This is a genomic window from Moorena sp. SIO1F2 (genome assembly GCF_010672755.1).
Classification (GTDB): Bacteria; Cyanobacteriota; Cyanobacteriia; order Cyanobacteriales; family Coleofasciculaceae; genus Moorena.
This window is the reverse complement of record NZ_JAAHFV010000594.1, coordinates 1-2,217: the sequence shown is the minus strand read 5'-3', so window position 1 is coordinate 2,217 and position 2,217 is coordinate 1. Positions and strand designations below refer to the sequence as shown.

The following is a 2,217-nucleotide window of genomic DNA, read 5'->3' as shown; positions in this document are numbered from 1 at the left end:
TTATTTTATTCAGATAAATTTGTGAGTTAGGGAGCATGTCACTTATGCAGAACATTTGTACTAAATCTGGGTAATGGGTAATAGGTAATGGGTAATAGGTAATGGGTAATAGGTAATGGGTAATAGGTAATGGGTAATAGGTAATAGGGGGAGCATGTCATTATGCAGAAGACATCTCCATAAAATCGGTTTTGACCCAGGCATTACAAGGGTTTGAGGTTAATTTTTGGAGATGTCTAGAATATTTGTACATTATCTATAGCCCCCTCATGGGTTTAAGCTTGCTCTAATGGTACATAGTACAAATGTTCTGCAACGCAAGACCTGCTCCCTGTGAGTTAGAGCAACCTCGGTTAATCGCGTCGTTTATCCTAAGACTATCAAAGAATTAAGCTAGGGTACTTGAGCCGAGTTATGGATCATTTGATGGTGTTATGTTAAAATTAAGCATAATTTATATTTCAGCAATGGAAAACTTAAAGACAACTTAACTAGGAGTCCTGTTTCTAGTTTAAAGTGTCACGATTTGAAAAATCTAATCTCTGCTAATGCCACTAACTTTGAGAAGGTCAGTAAGTGTAGGACAGTAAGTCTGTAAACCAAAGGTGGTTGGATTCACGGGGTTTTGATAAATAAAATGTCTGTAATTCAAGGAAAACCGACTCCAAGGATCCATCTGAATCCGGAACAGCACAATAAAGATATTGGCAAGCCAGATAAACAATGGTAGGCGAAAATAAATTTGAATACCAAGATACCTACAAACTTCTTCTACGGCTTGGTTGACACTCAACGGCTGACAACCCAAAACCAATCTACCGCTAGACATCCACTCTGCTTCTGCACTCAATCCTTGATAGGGAGGATGATCAATCAGGTATCGCACCACCTGAGCAATATCTTGGGCGTGGATGAAGTGGAAACTGCCATCAGCTCTAAACCAACGAATCAAGTTAATCCATTTGACAATATCTGGGAGTCCCGATGACAGATGGGAGTAGGGTTTAGTTTCGTCTCCACCCAGTACCAAGGTAGGAAAGACGGTAGTAATCTTAGGAGCGATCGCTAATTGGGATAAGCGCTTCAGACAAGTGTATTTTGAATAGATATATTCTGTTCCAAGTTCACCAGCTTCTTTGAGTAATTGGTTATTCCTATCCAATACGCTAGCAGTAGAGAAATAAATTACTTGCTCACAAACAGTAGGGTCAAGCAAGTTGATTAACTCGATAGTTTTGACAACGTTAATATCAAATGTTTCGTGTTGACCTCCCCAAGCGGTTGCGGCCAGAATTGCCGCATTCATTGTCTTGAGCAAGTCACCAAAGTCTTCAATCTGCCGCAGATCACCTTTTAGGATGGTAATGCCAGCACGCCCCTTGTCGCCAAACTTCAAGTCGTCAAACTTTAATTTGTCAGGGTTTCTGACTAACAAATACAACTCATGGTCAGTGTCGAGACTTAACGCTTCAGTGATGTAGTGACCAATGCAGCCACTAGCACCAGTGATAAAAATCCGCTTAGAGGTCATGGGATTTTGGATTTTCAATTCAATTATGTACTCCCGATCCTGACCTAACACAAACAAACAACTAGGTCAACTACTTCTAGGGGTACAAGAAGGTTTTGATCGAGTGAAGAACACTTCCTTTATTGTTGTGGTGATGCATCTTGAAGGATTCTATCCTTAGTCGTCTAATCAAGTATCTGCACTCTCAAGATAGTTGTATAAGGTTGTTAATCTCATCCCCTTGAAGGGGATGAGACTGAAGCGAGGATTCCATTTAGTGGAGGGGCTACGTGGACAAGTAAACGTCTGCACCTTGAAAGCCCGGTCCAACTCTGACCGAAGGATACCCTAGGGGGGACTAGCGATCCCCAAACCTATGACTGCTAGAGGCAGAAAATGGGACAGAATCTGGTTATCGATTCTCTACTGTTCTATAAAACGTGAACATCGCGGACAAAAACGTCACAACGACGCCTGTTTACTTCCTGTTTCAACTAGGACTGTCGGCAGCACCCTATCCACAGGCTTCAAATCGGCTGGAACCCAACCTAATATTGAATTTGAGGTGACTACTTTGTTGCTCTACTCCGTTATTTTCGGGAGATTTAAAACTGATGGCTTTACTCAGTTACCTTTTCACAGGCTACCCACTCTTGTAGAAGATTATCTGGATGTCAAGCCTAATACTGTTATTGCTTGGTTATTGA

The 2,217-nt window shown here is 41.5% G+C and carries 2 protein-coding genes; one reads left to right on the top strand and one right to left on the bottom strand.

Annotated features, from left to right (window positions below):
• Nucleotides 1-535 precede the first annotated feature (535 nt).
• The gene (locus F6J94_RS33200; RefSeq protein WP_293048047.1) at nt 536-1,531 is read right to left on the bottom strand and encodes an NAD(P)-dependent oxidoreductase; all 996 of its coding nucleotides are present in this window, start codon (nt 1,529-1,531) and stop codon (nt 536-538) included.
• A 355-nt stretch (nt 1,532-1,886) separates the two neighbouring features.
• Here F6J94_RS33200 and F6J94_RS33195 point away from each other — a divergent pair.
• The coding region (locus tag F6J94_RS33195) for a hypothetical protein (protein ID WP_293048044.1) at nt 1,887-2,217 on the top strand (331 nt) is incomplete at its 3' end.